This window comes from Pseudomonas shirazensis (assembly GCF_050496565.1).
In the GTDB taxonomy this organism is placed as follows: Bacteria; Pseudomonadota; Gammaproteobacteria; order Pseudomonadales; family Pseudomonadaceae; genus Aquipseudomonas; species Aquipseudomonas shirazensis_A.
Genome location: NZ_JBNWAE010000024.1, coordinates 16,854 through 35,420, shown reverse-complemented (window position 1 = coordinate 35,420; position 18,567 = coordinate 16,854). Strand labels below are relative to the sequence as shown.

17 protein-coding genes are annotated in these 18,567 nt (G+C 62.5%); 1 reads left to right on the top strand and 16 read right to left on the bottom strand.

The window, feature by feature from the left end; genetic code table 11:
• The first annotated feature begins 211 nt into the window (after positions 1 to 211).
• Positions 212 to 673 (top strand): DUF721 domain-containing protein, encoded by a 462-nt coding sequence (locus tag ACQZ2L_RS23845; protein ID WP_430328121.1) that lies wholly within the window; start codon positions 212 to 214, stop codon positions 671 to 673.
• A 60-nt stretch (positions 674 to 733) separates the two neighbouring features.
• Here ACQZ2L_RS23845 and lpxC read toward each other — a convergent pair whose 3' ends face one another.
• The 16 genes from lpxC to mraZ all read right to left on the bottom strand — a co-directional run bounded on the left by lpxC (position 734) and on the right by mraZ (position 18,561).
• Positions 734 to 1,645, bottom strand: a complete 912-nt coding sequence (gene lpxC / locus ACQZ2L_RS23840; protein ID WP_101321984.1) for a UDP-3-O-acyl-N-acetylglucosamine deacetylase — start codon at positions 1,643 to 1,645, stop codon at positions 734 to 736.
• Between the two features lie 112 nt (positions 1,646 to 1,757).
• Positions 1,758 to 2,954: a cell division protein FtsZ gene (ftsZ, locus tag ACQZ2L_RS23835; RefSeq protein ID WP_101321985.1), complete on the bottom strand. Its 1,197-nt coding sequence runs from the start codon at positions 2,952 to 2,954 to the stop codon at positions 1,758 to 1,760.
• A 55-nt stretch (positions 2,955 to 3,009) separates the two neighbouring features.
• Entirely contained in the window at positions 3,010 to 4,269 is a 1,260-nt protein-coding gene (gene ftsA / locus ACQZ2L_RS23830) for a cell division protein FtsA (RefSeq protein ID WP_314876582.1), read from the bottom strand.
• 14 nt (positions 4,270 to 4,283) lie between these two features.
• Positions 4,284 to 5,153, bottom strand: a complete 870-nt coding sequence (locus ACQZ2L_RS23825) for a cell division protein FtsQ/DivIB (protein ID WP_430328120.1) — start codon at positions 5,151 to 5,153, stop codon at positions 4,284 to 4,286.
• Between the two features lie 5 nt (positions 5,154 to 5,158).
• Entirely contained in the window at positions 5,159 to 6,115 is a 957-nt protein-coding gene (locus ACQZ2L_RS23820) for a D-alanine--D-alanine ligase (protein WP_430328119.1), read from the bottom strand.
• A complete protein-coding gene (gene murC / locus ACQZ2L_RS23815; RefSeq protein WP_430328118.1) occupies positions 6,112 to 7,566 on the bottom strand; it encodes a UDP-N-acetylmuramate--L-alanine ligase in 1,455 nt (484 codons plus the stop codon). Before murC ends, ACQZ2L_RS23820 begins: the two co-directional genes overlap by 4 nt.
• Complete coding sequence (murG, locus tag ACQZ2L_RS23810; RefSeq protein ID WP_430328117.1) at positions 7,559 to 8,638, bottom strand: undecaprenyldiphospho-muramoylpentapeptide beta-N-acetylglucosaminyltransferase; 1,080 nt, start codon at positions 8,636 to 8,638, stop codon at positions 7,559 to 7,561. The genes murC and murG overlap by 8 nt, the downstream gene beginning before the upstream one ends.
• Positions 8,628 to 9,845, bottom strand: coding sequence for a putative lipid II flippase FtsW (gene ftsW / locus ACQZ2L_RS23805; protein ID WP_101321991.1), 1,218 nt, complete (start codon positions 9,843 to 9,845; stop codon positions 8,628 to 8,630). The genes murG and ftsW overlap by 11 nt, the downstream gene beginning before the upstream one ends.
• Complete coding sequence (gene murD, locus ACQZ2L_RS23800) at positions 9,842 to 11,188, bottom strand: UDP-N-acetylmuramoyl-L-alanine--D-glutamate ligase (RefSeq protein WP_430328135.1); 1,347 nt, start codon at positions 11,186 to 11,188, stop codon at positions 9,842 to 9,844. The genes ftsW and murD overlap by 4 nt, the downstream gene beginning before the upstream one ends.
• A 6-nt stretch (positions 11,189 to 11,194) precedes the next feature.
• Complete coding sequence (gene mraY, locus ACQZ2L_RS23795) at positions 11,195 to 12,277, bottom strand: phospho-N-acetylmuramoyl-pentapeptide-transferase (RefSeq protein WP_103438476.1); 1,083 nt, start codon at positions 12,275 to 12,277, stop codon at positions 11,195 to 11,197.
• A complete protein-coding gene (locus ACQZ2L_RS23790) occupies positions 12,277 to 13,644 on the bottom strand; it encodes a UDP-N-acetylmuramoyl-tripeptide--D-alanyl-D-alanine ligase (RefSeq protein ID WP_430328116.1) in 1,368 nt (455 codons plus the stop codon). Before ACQZ2L_RS23790 ends, mraY begins: the two co-directional genes overlap by 1 nt.
• Positions 13,637 to 15,124 carry a UDP-N-acetylmuramoyl-L-alanyl-D-glutamate--2,6-diaminopimelate ligase gene (locus ACQZ2L_RS23785; protein ID WP_430328115.1) on the bottom strand — a complete coding sequence of 496 codons (1,488 nt, stop codon included), beginning with the start codon at positions 15,122 to 15,124 and terminating at the stop codon, positions 13,637 to 13,639. The genes ACQZ2L_RS23790 and ACQZ2L_RS23785 overlap by 8 nt, the downstream gene beginning before the upstream one ends.
• Positions 15,124 to 16,872 carry a peptidoglycan D,D-transpeptidase FtsI family protein gene (locus ACQZ2L_RS23780; RefSeq protein WP_181003854.1) on the bottom strand — a complete coding sequence of 583 codons (1,749 nt, stop codon included), beginning with the start codon at positions 16,870 to 16,872 and terminating at the stop codon, positions 15,124 to 15,126. The genes ACQZ2L_RS23785 and ACQZ2L_RS23780 overlap by 1 nt, the downstream gene beginning before the upstream one ends.
• The gene (ftsL, locus tag ACQZ2L_RS23775) at positions 16,872 to 17,165 is read right to left on the bottom strand and encodes a cell division protein FtsL (RefSeq protein WP_101321996.1); all 294 of its coding nucleotides are present in this window, start codon (positions 17,163 to 17,165) and stop codon (positions 16,872 to 16,874) included. Before ftsL ends, ACQZ2L_RS23780 begins: the two co-directional genes overlap by 1 nt.
• Positions 17,162 to 18,109 carry a 16S rRNA (cytosine(1402)-N(4))-methyltransferase RsmH gene (gene rsmH / locus ACQZ2L_RS23770; protein WP_101321997.1) on the bottom strand — a complete coding sequence of 316 codons (948 nt, stop codon included), beginning with the start codon at positions 18,107 to 18,109 and terminating at the stop codon, positions 17,162 to 17,164. Before rsmH ends, ftsL begins: the two co-directional genes overlap by 4 nt.
• Entirely contained in the window at positions 18,106 to 18,561 is a 456-nt protein-coding gene (gene mraZ, locus ACQZ2L_RS23765; RefSeq protein ID WP_101321998.1) for a division/cell wall cluster transcriptional repressor MraZ, read from the bottom strand. Before mraZ ends, rsmH begins: the two co-directional genes overlap by 4 nt.
• Positions 18,562 to 18,567: the final 6 nt, after the last annotated feature.

The window sequence follows — 18,567 nt, the reverse complement described above, 5'->3', positions numbered from 1 at the left end:
GACGGTTCTTAGATGAGGGTGATTATTACAAGTTCAAGGTTTGCTGAAGATGAAAGCTGCCGAGAATCACTATTATCCTGCGTAACATGCCTGCACCCGGGCCATGGCGTGCTGATCCAGGGCAACTGCATCACCTGCGCCCAGCGGCAATCACTCAGCGCGACGCACGCAGATGCTAAGATGGCCATTCTGTAACTTCCTGCGTACCGTCATGGCTTACAAACCCTCGCCCGCCCGGCTGCCGGCCGCGCTCCTGCGTGAAGTTCGGCCGCTACGGCTGCTGCTCAATCAGGCTGAACGCCTGGTGCATCTGCAGCGTTTAGTCGAAAGTCAGCTGCAACCGGCGGCCCGAGAGCACTGCCACGTAGCCTCCTGGCGCGACGGTGTGTTGCTGCTGGTGGTCACTGATGGCCATTGGGCCACGCGTCTGCGCTATCAGCAAAAACGCCTGCAACGGCAACTGCTCGAACTGGAAGTGTTCGCCAACCTGCGGCGGATCCTGTTCAAAGTGCAGCCACCGGTGATCCCGGCCAAACGCGGCGGGCATCCGACCCAGCTCTCCGGCGATGCCGCGCAGAGCCTTCGCGAAACCGCCGCGGGCATTGACGACCCCAAGCTCAAGGCCGCTCTGGAGCGCCTGGCCAGTCATGCCCAGAACAAGGATCAGCGCTGAATCAGGCGCAATAAAAAGGCCACCCGAAGGTGGCCTCAACGAACTAGAGAGTGTTCGAACTTACACAGCCGCAACAGGGCGCATGTAGGAGATCGGTGCCGTACTGGCATCTTCGAAGGTGACCACTTCCCAGGCATCTTTTTCTGCAATCAGCTTGCGCAGCAGCTGGTTGTTCAGCGCGTGTCCGGACTTGTAGCCCTTGAACTCGCCGATCAGGCTGTTGCCGAGCAGATACAGATCGCCGATGGCATCGAGAATCTTGTGCTTGACGAACTCGTCTTCGGAGCGAAGGCCGTCTTCGTTGAGCACGCCGGTCTCATCGACAACGATGGCGTTATCGACGCTGCCACCCAGTGCCAGATTCTGCTCGCGCAGGTACTCGATGTCGCGCATGAACCCGAAGGTTCGTGCACGGCTGACTTCTTTCACGAACGAGGTGCTGGAGAAGTCGACGCTGGCACTTTGGGTCTGGTCCTTGAGGACCGGGTGATCGAAGTCGATCTCGAAGCTCACCTTGAACCCTTCGAAAGGCAGGAAGGTTGCGCGCTTGTCGCCGTCCTCCACTGACACTTCCCGCAGGATGCGGATGAACTTCTTGGCTGCGTCCTGCTCTTCCAGGCCGGCAGACTGAATCAGGAATACAAAGGGACCGGCGCTGCCATCCATGATCGGCACTTCCGAGGCGGAGAGCTCGACGTAGGCGTTATCGATGCCCAGACCCGCCATGGCGGAGAGCAAGTGCTCGACCGTATCGACCTTGACGTCACCGTTGACCAACGTCGTCGACATGGTTGTCTCGCCAACGTTGGCCGCACGAGCCGGAATCTCGACCACAGGATCGAGGTCGGCGCGGCGGAAGACGATGCCGGTATCCACAGGCGCAGGCTTGAGGGTCAGGTAGACCTTCTCACCGGAGTGCAGACCGACACCTGTGGCACGGATAATGTTCTTCAGGGTGCGTTGTTTAATCATGGCATTGGCCGCTTCAGCGCAAATTGCGAATTGGTATCAACAAAGGCTGAGGATGATAACAGACCCGTCCTTTGCTGAATACCAATCACCTTTATAGCCCTGATAAATTCCATCAATCAGCCTGACGACGCAGGAAGGCTGGGATATCCAGGTAATCCAAGTCATCTTGCGGGTTGAGTTTAGCGGCTGCGGCGGCACCTGCATGGGCCTGGTTACGCATCACGGTTGGTCGCTCCAGGTCACGGTAGTTGACCGCTGGCTGCTCCTGACGAGCTGGAGCCGGGTTCGACGCCTCGTAGGCCGCTTGAGCGGTCTGCAGAGTATTGTCGACAACCTTGACTGGCTTCTCGATGCGCGCACCCAGGCCAGTGGCCACGACGGTTACGTGCAGCTCGTCGCGCATGTCCGGGTCGATCACGGTACCAACCTTGACCATCGCGTGGTCGGAGGCGAAGGCTTCGATGATGCTACCGACGTCGGAGTACTCGCCCAGCGACAGGTCAGGGCCTGCGGTGATATTCACCAGGATACCGCGGGCACCCTGCAGGTTGACGTCTTCGAGCAGCGGGTTGCGAATGGCCGCTTCGGTGGCCTCGCGCGCACGGTTCGGACCGCTGGCGCAGCCAGTGCCCATCATCGCCATGCCCATCTCGCCCATCACGGTACGCACGTCGGCAAAGTCGACGTTGATCATGCCGGGACGCTTGATGATGTCGGAGATACCGCGCACGGCACCGGCGAGCACGTCGTCCGCCTTGGCAAAGGCCGACAGCAGGCTGGCGTCCTTGCCGAGAATGGTCAGCAGCTTCTCGTTGGGGATGGTGATCAGCGAGTCGACGCTTTCAGCCAGCATGCGGATGCCTTCGTCGGCGATCTGCATACGCTTGCGGCCTTCGAACGGGAACGGACGGGTCACCACCGCAACGGTGAGGATGCCCATTTCCTTGGCCACTTCGGCGATGATCGGCGCTGCACCGGTACCGGTACCGCCACCCATGCCAGTGGTGATGAAGACCATGTTGGTGCCTTGCAGCACTTCGGCAATGCGCTCACGGTCTTCCAGCGCGGCCTGACGACCGACTTCCGGATTGGCACCGGCACCAAGACCCTTGGTGACGCCGGTACCCAGTTGCAGGATGGTCCGGGCGCCAATGCTTTTCAGCGCCTGGGCATCAGTGTTGGCGCAGATGAACTCGACGCCTTCAATGCTGCTTTTGACCATGTGATTGACGGCGTTGCCACCACCACCACCGACGCCGATCACCTTGATGACCGGGCTTTGCGGGACGTTGTCTACGAGCTCGAACATTTTCCCTCTCCTTACAGTTCTCTAGTTGTTTCGCCTACCACTACTGCTTTGAAACTTAGAAGTTGCCCTGGACCCAGCGCTTGAGACGCTCAAGCACTGGAGCCTTCGGTTCCTCGCCATAGCTGTTGTTGCTGTTGCTATTGCCGGTCAGGGTCAGGTCCTCGGACTGCTTGAGCAGACCGTAGGTGAGCAGGCCCACACCGGTGGAGTAAATCGGGTTGCGTACCACGTCGCTGAGGCCACGCACGCTGTGCGGGACACCGAGGCGAACGGGCATGTGGAAAATCTCTTCGGCAAGCTCCACAGCGCCTTCCATCTTCGCCGTGCCGCCGGTGAGGACGATGCCGGCTGGGACCAGGTCTTCGTAGCCGCTGCGACGCAGCTCAGCCTGGATCAGGGTGAACAGCTCGTCGTAACGCGGCTCGACCACCTCGGCCAGGGCCTGACGCGACAGTTCGCGAGGCGGCCGGTCACCAACGCTTGGCACCTTGATGGTTTCGCCGGCACCGGCCAGCTTGGCCAGGGCGCAGGCGTAGCGAATCTTGATTTCTTCGGCGTACTGAGTCGGTGTACGCAGGGCCATGGCGATGTCGTTGGTGACCTGGTCGCCGGCAATCGGGATCACTGCGGTGTGGCGGATCGCGCCTTCGGTGAAGATGGCGATATCGGTAGTGCCGCCGCCGATGTCGACCAGGCACACGCCGAGCTCTTTCTCGTCATCGGTCAGCACCGAGTAGGCCGAGGCCAGTTGCTCGAGGATGATGTCGTCGATTTCCAGGCCGCAGCGGCGTACGCACTTCTCGATGTTCTGCGCCGCGTTGACCGCGCAGGTGACCACGTGCACCTTGGCTTCCAGACGCACGCCCGACATACCCAGCGGCTCGCGCACGCCTTCCTGGTTGTCGATCACGTAGTCCTGCGGCAGGGTGTGCAGCACGCGCTGGTCAGCCGGAATCGCCACTGCCTGGGCAGCGTCGAGCACGCGCTCGAGGTCGGCGGTGCTGACTTCGCGGTCGCGAATCGCGACGATGCCGTGCGAGTTGAGGCTGCGAATGTGATTGCCGGCCACACCGACAAAAGCCGAGTGAATGCGGCAGCCCGCCATCAACTGGGCTTCTTCGACGGCGCGCTGGATCGACTGCACGGTCGACTCGATGTTCACCACCACGCCCTTCTTCAGGCCGCGGGAGGGATGAGTGCCGATGCCGACAATCTCCAGGGTGCCGTCTTCGCCGACCTCACCGACCAGCGCCACCACCTTGGAGGTGCCAATGTCCAGCCCGACGATCATTTTGCCGCTATGCGCGTTTGCCATGGTCCTGCCTCTCTCTAATTCTTCGCAACGGCGGGTTGGGCCGTCGTCGGTGCAATCGGTTCCCGCCAGCCAACAGCCAGGCCGTTGGCGTAGCGCAGATCAATGCGGGCGATATTGGTGATCTGCTCTTTGAGTGTCTTGTCGTATATGGCAATGAAACGGCGCATCTTTTCGACCAGATGGTCGCGCCCGAGCAGCAGTTCGATACCTGGGCCGGCACTGCCGGCACCGGTGGTCAGGAACCAGCTGCCACGTTCACGCAGCTCCAGCCGCGCAATCGAGAAGCCCATCGGGCGCAGCATCTGGCTCAACACCTGATACTGCTGCATGACTTGTTGCTGAGCACGCTGGGGCCCAAACAGCTGCGGCAGGTGCTCGTAGTTGGCCAGCTCGCGCGGGGTGAACGCTTCGCCCTGGTTGTTGAGCAACGCCTGATCGCCCCAGCGCGCTACGGGCAGTTGTTCTTCCAGGCGAATGACCACTTCGTCCGGCCAGACCCGGCGCACTTCGGCATGGGCAATCCACGGCATCTGTTCAAGCTCGGCACGCATGGCGCCGAGGTCGACGCTGAAGAAGCTGGCCGCCACGAACGGTGCGATACGTTGCTGCACCGCCTGCTGGCTGATGTAGCTGAGGTCACCCTGCACGGCGATCTTGGTGATCGGCCGGTCAGCGTAAGGCATCAACCGCACAGCGCCTTCGTAGGCAGCAAAGCCCGCAGCCACCAGCAGCACCGGCCACAGCAGGCGCTTGAGCGCGCTGAAGTTGGCCTTGGGCAGGCGCGCAGACATCGGCTCCTGGGCCACCATTCGGCTGGCACCGCGCGGCACCGGCTTGTTACGGCCGGGTGCGGGAGGCTGCTGACGAAGCATCGCGCCTTGCATGCTGATTAACCTCGCGTCTCGACGCTGGCAGCCAGGATCGCCAGCACCAACTGCTGGAAGTCCAGGCCGGCCGCGCGGGCCGCCATGGGCACCAGGCTATGATCAGTCATGCCTGGCGCGGTGTTTACTTCGAGCAGCCAGAAGCGGCCCTGCTCGTCCTGCATTACATCCAGCCGGCCCCAGCCTTCGATGCCGATGGCATCACAGGCGCGCGCGGTCAGATCGATCAGCTCTTGTTCCTTGACACTGTCCAGCCCGCACGGAATGCGGTACTGGGTGTCATTGGCGATGTATTTGGCGTCGTAGTCGTAGAACACATGCGGCGTACCGAGGGCGATCGGCGGCAGCACCTGGCCACGCAATACGGCGATGGTGAACTCCGGGCCGTGGATCCATTGCTCGACCAGGACTTGCGAATCGTAGTTGGCGGCGTCTTGCCAGGCGGCGACCAGCTCTTGCGTGCTGTTCACCTTGGCCATGCCGATACTGGAGCCTTCATGGGCCGGTTTGACGATCAATGGGAAGCCCAGTTCCGTGCCGGCTGCAATACAGTCCTGTTCGCTGGCCAATACCGCGTGACGCGGGGTTGGAATATCCAGGCTTTGCCACACCTGCTTGGTGCGCAACTTGTCCATGGCCAGCGCCGAAGCGAGGATGCCGCTGCCGGTGTAGGGGATGCCCAGACACTCGAGCAGGCCCTGCATGCTGCCGTCTTCACCGCCACGGCCGTGCAGAATGATGAAGGCTCGATCGATCTTCTCGTGCTGCAGACGCTCGAGCAGATCATCACCAACATCGATGGCGACGACGTCGACACCCGCGCTTTGCAGCGCGCCGATTACCGCCTCACCGGATTTGAGCGAGACTTCGCGCTCGGCGCTCTTGCCACCGTACAGCACCGCTACCCGGCCAAAGGCGGTGACGTCGAGCGTCGAGTGCAGTTGGGCGTAAGTGGCGGTCATTGCGACTTCTCCTGCTTGGCGACGGCACCGGCAAACAGCGGGCTTTTCATCAGTTGTGGGGCGAGGCCACCAATGTCACCCGCGCCCTGGCACAGCAGGATGTCGCCGGCACGCAGCAGGGGCTTGACCAACGGCGCCAGCTCGACGCCGCGTTCGATGTAGATAGGGTCGAGCTGACCACGCTGGCGGATGCTGTGGCACAGCTGACGGCTGTCGGCGCCCGGGATTGGCTCTTCACCGGCTGGGTAGACTTCCATCAGCAGCAGCACGTTGGCGTCGGCCAGGACCTGAACGAAATCGTCATACAGGTCACGGGTGCGGCTGTAACGGTGCGGCTGATAGACCATCACCAGGCGCCGGCTCGGCCAGCCGCCGCGCACGGCCTTGATCACGGCAGCCACTTCGGTCGGGTGGTGACCGTAGTCGTCGACCAGCATCACTTCGCCGCCTTCGACCGGCAGTTCGCCATACACCTGGAAGCGTCGACCTACACCCTGGAAACCCGACAGGCCCTGAACGATGGCCGCATCGCTGATGCCTTCGTCAGTGGCGATGGCGATGGTCGCCAGCGCGTTGAGCACGTTGTGGTTGCCAGGCATGTTGACCGACACATCGAGCGGCTCGCAGTCGCGACGCAGCACGGTGAAGTGGGTCTGCATGCCCTGCTGGCGCACATTGATGGCGCGGATGTCCGCCTCATCGCTGAAGCCGTAGGTCACGGTCGGACGTTTCACCAGCGGCAGAATCTCGCGCACCACCGGGTCATCCAGGCACATCACTGCCAACCCGTAGAACGGCAGGTTGTGCAGAAACTCGACAAAGGTCTTCTTCAGTTTGTTGAAGTCGCCTTCGTAGGTAGCCATGTGGTCGGCGTCGATATTGGTGACCACGGCAACCATCGGCTGCAGGTGCAGGAAGCTGGCATCGCTTTCATCGGCTTCGGCAATCAGGTAACGGCTGGCACCGAGCTGGGCATTGGTGCCCGCAGCGGTCAGGCGACCACCGATGACGAAGGTCGGATCCAGCCCACCGGCGGCGAACACCGAGGCCAGCAAGCTGGTGGTGGTGGTCTTGCCATGGGTACCGGCCACGGCAATGCCATGGCGATAGCGCATCAGCTCGGAGAGCATCTCCGCACGCGGTACTACCGGGATGCGACGCTCCAGCGCAGTGGCGACTTCCGGGTTGGCCGGGTTGATCGCACTGGACACCACCAGCACATCGGCATTGGCGGCGTTTTCGGCACGGTGGCCGACAAAGATCTGTGCGCCGAACGACTGCAGGCGTTGGGTGACCGGCGACTCTTTGAGGTCGGAGCCAGACACTTCATAACCCAGGTTGAGCAGGACTTCGGCAATGCCGCACATGCCCACGCCGCCGATACCGACGAAGTGGATACGGCGAATACGGCCCATCTTTGGTTGTGGCATGGCTTTTTGTGCTTCAACCATGGGCCACCTCCAGGCAGATATCGACTACGGTGCTGGTTGCAGCAGGCTTGGCCAGGCGCCGTGCGGTGCCGGCCATGGTGTTGAGTTTCTCGGGTTGCATCAGCACCTCGTTCAGGCGGTCAGCGAGTTGCGCTGCGCCAGTTGTCGCTTGTGGCAGCAGGAAGGCAGCGCCTTCCCGGGCCAGATAATGGGCATTGTGGGTCTGGTGGTCGTCGATGGCGTGCGGCAACGGCACCAGCATCGAAGGCAGGCCTGCCGCCGCGAGTTCGCTGACGGTCAGGGCGCCGGCGCGACACACGACCAGATCGGCCCAGCCGTAGACATGGGCCATGTCCTTGATGAACGGCTCGACCTGCGCTTCGACGCCAGCCTCGCGATAACGCTCGGCGGTGATCGGCGCGTGTTGCTTGCCAGCCTGGTGGAACACCTCCGGACGCAGCTCAGGGGCTACTTCCGACAGGGCCTTAGGCAGCAATTTGTTCAATGGTTCCGCACCCAGGCTACCGCCCAGCACCAACAGCCGTGCCCGGCGCTCGCCGAGAGGGGCGCGCTGGGCCTCGAGGAACAGCTCCGGACGTACCGGATTACCCGTGGTACGGCGCTTGTCGCTGGTGGCAAAGGTGTCCGGGAAGGCCTCGCAGACTCGCGCAGCCAGTGGTACCAACAGACGGTTGGCAGTGCCGGCGCGGGCGTTCTGCTCGTGAATCACCAGCGGCACGCCGCACAGCTTGGCAGCGACGCCGCCGGGCCCGGTGACATAGCCACCGAAGCCGATCACGCACACTGGCTTGAGTTGGGCGATGATCTTGCGCGCCTGCAGCACCGCCTTGATCAGGGTGAACGGCGCCTTGAGCAGCGACAGCTTGCTCTTGCCACGCAGGCCGCTGACCTGAATCAGGTGCAGCGGCAGACCCGCCTGCGGCACCAGCTCGTTTTCGATACCGCGCGGGGTACCCAGCCAGTGCACGCTGTAGCCGCGTGCCTGGAATTCGCGGGCACAGGCCAGCGCCGGGAACACATGGCCACCGGTGCCGCCGGCCATGATCAATACGTTTTTACCGTCAGCGGCCATGATTGCTGGTCTCCTCGGCAAAATCGCTTTCGTTGAATTCATGCTCTTCGCTGCCCAGGTGGGTACGACTCTCCCACTCGATGCGCAACAACAAGCCGACGCAGGCGCAACAGATCACCAGCGAGCTGCCGCCGTAACTGAGGAACGGCAGGGTCAGGCCCTTGGTCGGCAGCAGGCCGACGTTCACGCCGATGTTGATCAGGAACTGACCAATCCACAGGAATGCCAGGCCGAACGCCATATAAGCAGCGAAGTACTGCTTGGCCTTTTCGGCCCACAGGCCGATGTACAAGGCACGCACGGTAACGAACACGAACAGCGCCACGGTGCACAGGGTGCCGACCACGCCGAGTTCTTCAGCCAGTACCGAGAAGACGAAGTCGGTATGCGCTTCGGGCAGGTAGAACTGCTTCTGTACGCTGTTGCCCAGGCCAACCCCCAACCACTCACCGCGACCAAAGGCGATCAGCGCCTGGGTCAACTGGTAGCCGGAACCGAACTGATCGGACCACGGGTCGGTAAAGGTGATCAGCCGCGCCATTCGATAAGGCTGGGCCTGCACCAGGACGAACACGGCCACCACCGCCAGCACCACCATCAGCGAGAAGCGGAACAACCCCACCCCGCCGAGGAACAGCATCGCGGCAGCGGCGCCCATCATCACCACAGTGGCGCCGAAGTCCGGTTCCATCAGCAGCAGCCCGGCCATCGGCAACAGCACGATGAACGGCTTGAAGAAGCCCATCCAGCTTTCACGCACTTCCTGCTGACGGCGTACCAGGTAGCCAGCCAGATAGATCACCACGAAGACCTTGGCGATCTCCGACGGCTGCACGTTGAAGAAGCTGAAACCAATCCAGCGCATCGAACCGTTCACTTCACGGCCAATACCCGGCACCAATACCAGCACCAGCAAGCCAAAGGCGCCGATCAGCATCATGAAGCCCATGCGCTGCCAGGTGGCGATCGGCACCAGCATGGTCACGCCGCCGGCGGCCAGGCCGATGGCCACGTACACCAGGTGGCGGTACATGTGATAGAGCGGGTTGCCTGACTGCGCTGCAGCCACTTCCGACGAGGCCGAGGTGATCATCACCAGGCCCAGGCCGAGCAATGCCAGGCAGCCGGCAAGGAAGGCGAAATCAAGGTCGATGCCACGGCCACTGATCAGTGGCGACGGGTACGGTTTGAGGATGCCGAAAATCATGCCAGGCCCTCCACCGCTTGCGCGAACAGTTGCCCGCGCTGCTCGAAGTTCTTGAACATGTCGAGGCTGGCACAGGCTGGCGAGAGCAGCACGGCATCGCCGGGCTGCGCCAGCGCAGCGCACTGCAGCACAGCTTCATCAAGCGTGTTGACGTAAATCTGCGGTACTTGCTCGGCCAAGGCCTGACCCAGACGCTGAGCATCACGGCCCAGCAACACTACTGCGCGGCAGTAGCGTGCGACGGGTTCGCGCAAGGCGGCAAAGTCAGCGCCTTTGCCGTCGCCGCCGGCGATCAGCACCAGCTTGCCGTCGATGTCGGCGCCCAGCCCTTCGATGGCGGCCAGGGCCGCACCGACGTTGGTCGCCTTGGAGTCGTCGTACCAGCTGACGGCGTTGTGCTCGCGAACCCACTGGCAGCGGTGCGCCAGGCCGGCGAATTCGCGCAGCGCGGCGAGCATCGGCTCGAACGGCAGGCCTGCGGCATGCCCCAGGGCCAGTGCGGCCAGCGCATTGCTTTGGTTATGTGCACCACGAATCTTCAACTCACGCACCGGCATCAAATTCTGGAATTCGAAGGCCAGGTATTTTTCGCCATCGACTTCGCGCAGGCCAAAGGCCTTGAAGTCCGGCGTGTTCAAACCAAAGCTGAAGCATGGCCGGCCCTCGACCGGCAGTGGCCGGCTCAGGGCGTCCTGACGGTTGACCACAACCTGATTGGCACCGCGGAAAATCCGGTGCTTGGCCAGGTGATAGGCCGGCAGGCCGCTGTAGCGGTCCATGTGGTCTTCGCTGATATTGAGCACGGTGGCGACTTCGGCGTTGAGCTGGTCAGTGGTTTCCAGCTGGAAGCTGGACAGCTCCATCACGTACAGCTCGATGCTGTCGTCAAGCAGGTCCAGCGCCGGCGTGCCGAGGTTGCCGCCAACCGCCACACGCTTGCCGGCCTTGGCCGCCATCTCGCCGACCAAGGTGGTCACCGTACTTTTCGCATTGGAGCCACTGATGGCGATAATCGGCGCCTTGGCGTTACGCGCAAACAGCTCGATATCACCAGACAGCTTGACCCCGCGCGCGGCGGCAGCCTGCAAGGCAGGCGTCGCCAGTGCCAGGCCCGGGCTGACGTACAGCTCGTTGGCGCGGCAGAGGAACTCGACGTCCAATTCACCACAGCGCACTTCCACCTGCGGGTAATCCCGGCGCAAGGTGTCCAGTTCCGGCGGTTGCTCGCGCGTGTCGGCGACCGCAAAGGCAATGCCCCGGCTCGCCAGGAAGCGAACCAGGGACATGCCGCTCTTGCCGAGGCCGACAACGATGCGGAATTGGTCGGAAGCGATCAATGACACGCTCATCTACCTCAGCTTCAGGGTGGCAAGGCCGACCAGCACGAGAATCACGGTGATGATCCAAAAGCGGACAATCACCCGTGGCTCGGGCCAACCCTTGAGTTCAAAGTGGTGGTGAATCGGCGCCATGCGAAACACGCGCTTGCCGGTCAGCTTGAAGGAGGCGACCTGGATCACCACCGACAGGGTTTCCATGACGAACACACCGCCCATGATGAACAGGACGATTTCCTGCCGAACGATGACGGCGATGGTGCCCAGGGCAGCGCCCAGCGCCAGTGCGCCGACGTCGCCCATGAACACCTGAGCCGGATAGGTGTTGAACCAGAGAAAGCCCAGGCCGGCACCGATCAGCGCGCCGCAGAACACGATCAGTTCGCCAGCGCCTGGCACATAAGGGATCAACAGGTATTCGGCGAACTTCACGTTACCCGACAGGTAGCAGAAGATCCCCAGCGCGCCGCCGACCATGACCGTTGGCATGATCGCCAGGCCGTCGAGGCCGTCAGTCAGGTTGACCGCGTTGCTCGAGCCGACGATGACGAAATAGGTCAGCACCACGAAACCGATGCCCAGGGCGATGGTGACGTCCTTGGCGAACGGCACGATCAGGGTGGTTTCGACGCTGGTCGGCGCGGTCATGTAGAGGAACACCGCCGCGCCCAGACCGAACACCGACTGCCAGAAGTACTTCCAGCGGCTTGGCAGGCCACGCGAGTTTTTCTCGATGACCTTGCGGTAGTCGTCGACCCAGCCAATCGCGCCGAACAACAGAGTGACGATCATCACAACCCACACATAGCGGTTGCTCAGGTCAGCCCAAAGCAAGGTACTGATGGTGATTGCAGACAGGATCAACGCGCCGCCCATGGTCGGGGTGCCCGACTTGGACAGGTGCGATTGCGGACCGTCGTTGCGCACTGCCTGGCCGATCTGACGGATCTGCAAGGTGCGAATCATCCAGGGGCCCAGCCACAGCGACAGCGACAAAGCAGTCAGAACACCCAGAATCCCGCGCAGGGACAGGTACTGGAAGACCGCAAAGCCTTTATGGAACTGCTGTAGATACTCAGCCAACAGCAAAAGCATTAATGTTTCTCCCCGCTGACACCGCACAGTGCAGCCACGACGTTTTCCATCGCAGCGCTGCGCGAGCCCTTGATCAAGATTGTGGTGTCGCTGGCGGTTTCGCTGCTAACAGCGTCGATCAGCTCAGCCTGAGTTGCGAAATGTCGGCCCTCGGCGCCAAACGCCCGGACCGCATGAGTCATGTTGCTACCTACCGCGTACAAGGCATCGACCTTGCCGCGTGCGTAGTCGCCCACCAGCTGGTGGCCTTCCTGCGCCCATTGACCCAGTTCGCCGATATCCCCGAGCACCAGAACGGTGCGCCCGGAAAAGCCGGCGAGTATATCAATGGCCGCACACATCGAGGTGGGATTTGCGTTGTAACTGTCGTCGATCACGCGCACGCCATTGGCAGTGATCTGCGCGACCGTACGGCCCTTGACCGGCTGCACCGCGTTCAGGCCAGCGGCAATACCGGGCAAGCTCACGCCCAGAGCATAAGCCGCAGCCGCCGCAGCCAGGGCGTTGCTGACGTTGTGGATGCCAAGCAGGTTCAACTGCACCGTCACCGAACCGGCGGCACTGTGCAAGGTGAACGCCGGGCAGCCACGGGCATCGCGACCGATATCGCTGGCGTAAAAATCCGCCTGCGGGTTATTCAGGGCGAAGCTCAGCACGCGTTTATCGCCAGCGCGCTGATGCCAGATGGCAAACGCCTTGTCGTCCAGGTTGAGCACCGCGGTGCCGCCCTCGCCCAGGCCTTCAAGGATTTCGCCCTTGGCTTCGACGATTTTTTCCGGGCCGCCAAACTCGCCAACGTGGGCGGTGCCGGCGTTGTTGAGGATGACGACTTGCGGCTGGGTCAGGCCAACGGTGTAACGAATCTCGCCCAGGCGCGAGGCACCCAGTTCGATCACCGCCGCGCTGTGCTCACTGGCGATTTCCAGCAGGGTCAGCGGTGCACCCAGATCATTGTTGAGGTTGCCACGGGTCGCCAGCACTGGGCCACGGGTGCGCAGGATGCAGGCAAGCATCTCTTTCACAGTGGTCTTGCCACTGGAGCCGGTGATGGCTGCTACTGGCTTGTCGAACCCGGCACGGTTGAGCGCGCCCAGTTGACCCAGCGCCACACGGCAATCAGCGACAACCAGTTGCGGCAGATCGACGCCTTCGACCTCACGTTCGACCAATGCCGCGACGGCACCCTTGGCCTGGACGTCGGCCAGGTAATCATGGCCATCGAAACGTGGGCCGGTGAGAGCAATGAACAGTTGGCCGGTGCCGACGCTACGGCTGTCGATGCTGACACCATCAAAGCTGACATCGGTGCCGACCAGGCGCGCCTGCAGCGGCGCGGTCAATTGACTCAGGCTCAGGGGCTTAAGCATGCGGATTCCCCCAGGTTGCCAGCGCTTTCTCAGCTTCGATCAGATCGGAGAACGCATGGCGCTCGCCGTGAATTTCCTGATAGTCCTCGTGGCCTTTGCCGGCCAGCACGATCACGTCGTCGGCCGCAGCAGAGGCGATCAACTGCGCGATCGCGGCGCCGCGGCCAGCTACGAAGCTGACTTCTGTCGGTTTGGCAAAGCCCGGGCGAATATCGTCGAAGATGGCCGCTGGCTCTTCAGTGCGCGGATTGTCGTCAGTGACCAACACGCGATCAGCCAGCCGCTCGGCGACTTCTGCCATCAACGGGCGCTTGCCGCGGTCACGATCACCGCCGCAACCAAACAGGCACAGCAGCTTGCCGTGGGCGTGTGGACGCAGGGCTTCGAGCACTTTTTCGAGGGCATCCGGGGTGTGCGCATAGTCGACCACCACCAACGGCTTGTCACCGCCACCCAGACGCTGCATGCGGCCGACCGGCCCTTGCAGGGTTGGCACGACCTTGAGAATTTCGTCCAGCGAATAATCCAGCGACATCAGCGCGGCAATCGCGGCGAGCACGTTGCTCAGGTTGAAGCGACCGAGCAGCTGGCTGCGCAGGATGCTTTCGCCCTGCGCTGTCACCAGCACCGCACGCACGCCGTCGTCGTCGAATCTGGCTTCGCGGCAGTACAGCGAAGCTTCTGGATTTTCCAGGCTGTAGCTGAGCAGGCGGGTTTCGACGTGATCGGCGATCGGCTTGCGGGCAAAGTCCTCGGCCAGACGCCGACCGAATTCATCATCCAGATTGACCACCTGGCTACGCAGGTTCGGCCAGGCAAACAGCTTGGCCTTGGCTGCTTCATACGCCTGCATGCTGCCGTGGTAATCAAGGTGATCACGCGACAGGTTGGTCATCACGGCAATGTCGAACGCCAGGGCTGCAACGCGGCCTTGTTCCAGAGCATGCGACGACACTTCCATGGCCACGGCTTTGGCGCCGGCTTTTTTCAGGTCGTACAGGGTTGCCTGTACTGCAATCGGGTCAGGCGTGGTCAAGCGGCCGCTCTGCAGCGCGCCGGAGAAACCGGTGCCCAAGGTGCCGATCAGGCCGCAGCGTTGGCCGAGGGCGTCCAGCGCCTGTGCCAACAGCTGGGTCACGCTGGTCTTGCCATTGGTGCCGGTGACGCCGATCAGGTTGAGCTGACGGCTCGGCTCACCGTAGAAACGCCCGGCGATCTCCGACAGCTGCGCGATCAGGCCCTTGACCGGAATCAGTGCAACGTCGGTCAGCGGCAGCACCGTGGCGCCCTGTTCTTCATAAGCGACGGCAGCCGCGCCGCGCTGCAAGGCGTCGGCGATATGGTCACGTCCATCGACCAGCGCACCTGGCACGGCCAGGAACAGATCACCCGGGCGCACGGCCCGGCTGTCCAGGGTCAACTCGCGGATCATCGGATCGCGGCTGGCATGGGCAAACAGCTTGCTCAATGGCATCGTCATCAACCACGCCCTCCTTTGGCTACGGCGGCATTCACTTGCGCTGGCACGGCAGGCGCAACAGGTGCAGGCGGTGGCAGGTTATCTGGTGGTACGTTCATCAACCGCAGGGTCCCGGACATGACTTTGCTGAATACCGGTGCCGAGACCAGGCCACCGAAGTAGCCGCCTTTGCTTGGCTCATCGATGACCACGACGATGGCGTACCGCGGATCGCTCATCGGGCCGAAACCTGCGAACAGCGAGCGGTAGGCGTTTTCGGTGTAGCCCTTGGAGCCGACGGTAGCCTTACGCGCCGTACCGGACTTGCCACCAACGTGATAGAACGGCACCTGCGCGCGGTACACACCGCGCGGGGCTTCGATCACCTGCTGGAGCATGCCCTGGATGGTCTCGGCAGTTTCCTTGGGCACCACTTGGGTGAAGTCAGGGGTCTTGTCGACCTTGACGATACTCAACGGCACCATCTTGCCGTCGTTGGCCAGTGCCGCGTAGGCGTGTACCAACTGCAGGGCGGTCACGGACAGGCCGTAGCCATACGACAGGGTCGCAGTCTCGGCCTTGCGCCATTCGCGGTGGTTAGGCAGGTTACCGACGCGCTCGCCAGGGAAGCCCAGGCCGGTGTACTGGCCCAGACCCAGCTGCGACATCACCCGGTAGATGGCTTCGCCGCCGATATCGAAGGCGATCTTGCTCATGCCAACGTTACTGGAGTTGATCAGGATGCCGGTCAGGTCGAGCACCGGGCCCTCGCTGCGCGAAACGTCCTTGATCGTGTAGCGACCGATCTGCAGGCTGCCCGGATACACTTCGACCTTGTCGGTCGGTTTCCAGCGGCCACTCTGCAGGGCGGCGCTCATCGACAGCGGCTTGACCGTCGAGCCGGGCTCGAAGACATCGATGATGGCCCGGTTGCGCATCGCGGCCGGGACCATGCTGCGGCGGTTGTTCGGGTTGTAGGTAGGCTGGTTGACCATCGCCAGCACTTCGCCAGTCTTGACGTCCATGATCACCAGGCTGCCGGCCTTGGCTTCCTGCTCGGCAATCGCATTGCGCAGTTCGCGCGTAGCCAGATACTGCAGGCGCAGGTCGATCGACAACGCCAAGGTCGAACCGGCCTTGGCGTTTTTGGTGACCTGAATATCCTTGATCAAGCGGCCACGCCGGTCCTTGATCACCTGGCGCTTGCCAGGCACGCCGGCGAGCCATTCGTCATAGGCCAGCTCGACCCCTTCACGACCGTGGTCGTCAAGGTCGGTAAAGCCAACCATGTGTGCGGTGACATCCCCGGCAGGATAGAAGCGGCGGAATTCTTCCAGCCCGTACACACCCGGTACTTTCAGGTCGAGAACCTGCTGGCCTTGCTCAGGGGTGAGTCCGCGCACCAGATAGATGAATTCTTTGTTGGCCTGCTGGGTGAGGCGCTCGGTCAGTTGCTGCGGATTTTGCCCAAGCACAGCCGCCAGTTGCGCCCAGCGCTCCTTGTAAGGCTGCATTTCCTTGGGGTTGGCCCACAGGGTGGTCACTGGGGTACTGACCGCCAATGGCTCGCCGTTACGGTCAGTGATCAGCCCGCGGTGTGCCGGAATCTGAATGTGGCGCAGGCTGCGCGCGTCGCCCTGGCCCTTGAGGAAGGCGCGGTCGACGACCTGCAGGTCGATGATGCGCCAGCAGATGGCACCGACCATCAGCGCCAGCAGGCCGATCACGACGCGGAAGCGCCAAGGGTAGAGTGCGCCTTCGAGTTTCATCATGGCGCCACCATCCGCACTTCGTCGGCGGCAGGTACGCGCATTTTCAACTGCTCGCTGGCCAGGCTTTCGATGCGGCTGTGGGCAGTCCAGGTGCTCTGCTCAAGGATCAGCCGGCCCCATTCGGCCTGCGCCTTGTCGCGCTCGTTCAGTTCGCCGAACAAGGTGTTGAGCAACTGCCGGTTCCAGTGCGCGCTGTAGGACACCGCCACCGCTGAAACCAGCACAGCGATGAACAGCAGCAGCATCAGCGAGCTGCCGCCGGGCAATGGCTTGGCGAAGAGCTTGCTCAACGGAGCTTCTCCGCAACACGCATGACTGCGCTGCGTGAGCGGGGGTTGGCCTTGAGCTCGGCTTCGGAGGCGAACTGCGCCTTGCCGATCAAGCGCACTTTTGGCTCGAAGACGGTGTGCTGCACGGGCAGGTTGCGTGGCAGGTTGTCCGCCTCGCCCTTGACCAGCTTGCGCATGAACAGCTTGACGATGCGGTCTTCCAGCGAGTGGAAGCTGATCACCACCAGGCGGCCTCCGATCTCCAGTGCATCCAGCGCAGCCTCCAGGCCCGCCTCCAGGTCACCAAGCTCGTTGTTGACGTGGATGCGCAGGCCCTGGAAGGCGCGGGTCGCGGGGTTCTTGCCCTTTTCCCAGGCCGGGTTGGCGACCTTGAGCACTTCGGCCAGGTCAGCAGTACGGGTGAACGGCTGCTTTTCGCGGCGTTCGACCACTGCCCGGGCCATGCGCCCGGAGAAGCGCTCTTCACCGTACTGCTTGAAGACGCGGGCGATTTCTTCGGCTGGGGCGGTGGCGATGAACTCGGCGGCACTGATGCCTTGCGCAGGGTTCATGCGCATGTCCAGCGGGCCGTCGTTGAGGAAGCTGAAGCCGCGTTCAGGGTCATCGAGCTGCGGCGAAGACACACCCAGGTCCAGCAGCACCCCGCTGACCTTGCCGGCCAGGCCGCGCTCGGCTACTTCTTCGCCCAGCTCGGCAAAGCTGCGCTGCACAATGACGAAGCGGCCGTCTTCGGCCGCCAGCGCTTGCCCCGTGGCAATCGCTTGTGGGTCTTTGTCGAACCCGAGTAGCCGCCCCTGCGGCCCCAGCTTGCTGAGGATCAGGCGGCTGTGGCCACCGCGGCCGAAGGTACCATCGAGGTAGCAGCCATCGGCGCGCAGGGCCAGTGCCTCGACAGCTTCGTCGAGCAGCACGGTGATGTGGTTGAAGCCGCTATCTATGGTCACAGGATCAGGTCACGCAATTCGTCAGGCAAAGCGCCCGGTTGTTGAATAGCTGCAAGATCGTCTGCCGAAACCGCGTTCCAGGCATCCTCATCCCACAGCTGAAATTTGTTCAGCTGCCCCACCAACATCGCCTTCTTGTCCAGATTGGCGTACTCACGCAGGCGCGGCGGTACCAGAAAACGACCACTGCCATCTAGCTCCAGGTCCACCGCATTGCCGATCAGCAAACGCTGCAGGCGGCGGTTTTCCTCACGCAACGACGGCAAGGCACGCAATTTGGCTTCTATCTGTTCCCACTCATCGAGGGGATATACACATAAGCAGCGATCGACCGCATCGATGGTCACGATCAGCTGGCTCTGGCAACGCGAATCCAACTCGTCACGGTACCGACTCGGCATGGCGAGTCTTCCCTTTGCATCAAGGCTGACGGCATTGGCTCCGCGGAACACGGCTGC

Coding starts and splice junctions, on each gene's coding strand:
- ACQZ2L_RS23845 (WP_430328121.1), top strand. CDS start 212: ATGGCTTACAAACCCTCGCCCGCCCGGCTGCCGGCCGCGCTCCTGCGT.
- lpxC (WP_101321984.1), bottom strand. CDS start 1,645: ATGATTAAACAACGCACCCTGAAGAACATTATCCGTGCCACAGGTGTC.
- ftsZ (WP_101321985.1), bottom strand. CDS start 2,954: ATGTTCGAGCTCGTAGACAACGTCCCGCAAAGCCCGGTCATCAAGGTG.
- ftsA (WP_314876582.1), bottom strand. CDS start 4,269: ATGGCAAACGCGCATAGCGGCAAAATGATCGTCGGGCTGGACATTGGC.
- ACQZ2L_RS23825 (WP_430328120.1), bottom strand. CDS start 5,153: ATGCAAGGCGCGATGCTTCGTCAGCAGCCTCCCGCACCCGGCCGTAAC.
- ACQZ2L_RS23820 (WP_430328119.1), bottom strand. CDS start 6,115: ATGACCGCCACTTACGCCCAACTGCACTCGACGCTCGACGTCACCGCC.
- murC (WP_430328118.1), bottom strand. CDS start 7,566: ATGGTTGAAGCACAAAAAGCCATGCCACAACCAAAGATGGGCCGTATT.
- murG (WP_430328117.1), bottom strand. CDS start 8,638: ATGGCCGCTGACGGTAAAAACGTATTGATCATGGCCGGCGGCACCGGT.
- ftsW (WP_101321991.1), bottom strand. CDS start 9,845: ATGATTTTCGGCATCCTCAAACCGTACCCGTCGCCACTGATCAGTGGC.
- mraY (WP_103438476.1), bottom strand. CDS start 12,277: ATGCTTTTGCTGTTGGCTGAGTATCTACAGCAGTTCCATAAAGGCTTT.
- ACQZ2L_RS23790 (WP_430328116.1), bottom strand. CDS start 13,644: ATGCTTAAGCCCCTGAGCCTGAGTCAATTGACCGCGCCGCTGCAGGCG.
- ACQZ2L_RS23785 (WP_430328115.1), bottom strand. CDS start 15,124: ATGACGATGCCATTGAGCAAGCTGTTTGCCCATGCCAGCCGCGATCCG.
- ACQZ2L_RS23780 (WP_181003854.1), bottom strand. CDS start 16,872: ATGAAACTCGAAGGCGCACTCTACCCTTGGCGCTTCCGCGTCGTGATC.